Genomic DNA, 375 nt, shown 5'->3' on the forward strand with positions numbered 1-375 from the left:
ACCCGGATCAGCAACCGCCCCGAAGCGGTCCCGGGGGCCCGCCGGACCTCCACCCCCGCCCCCCCCCCCCCCAGGTGCTTGCTCACCTTCTGCACCACCTCCCAGACCGTGAACAACCCGTCCACCGCCCGCAGCCGCTCGGCCAGCCCCCCCAGCCCCGAACCGCCCGTCACGTCGGCCCCGCCCCGCCCGTCATCCGAAACCCGGATCAGCAACCGCCCCGAAGCGGTCCCGGAGGTCCGCCGGACCTCCACGCTCGCCCCCCGCGCCCCCGCGTGCTTGCTCACGTTCTGCAGCAGCTCCGAGACCGTGAAGTACGCGATCCCCTCGATCGCGGCCGCGGGCCGTTCCTCCAGATCCACCCCCACCTTCACC

At 74.4% G+C, this 375-nt stretch carries 1 pseudogene; it reads right to left on the reverse strand.

Features of this window, described 5'->3' with window-relative positions:
* Window positions 1-104: 104 nt before the first annotated feature.
* Window positions 105-375, reverse strand: a pseudogene (locus ADK52_RS09690) (sensor histidine kinase); the annotation flags it as partial.

This window comes from Streptomyces sp. WM6372, from assembly GCF_001279655.1.
Lineage (GTDB): Bacteria > Actinomycetota > Actinomycetes > Streptomycetales > Streptomycetaceae > Streptomyces.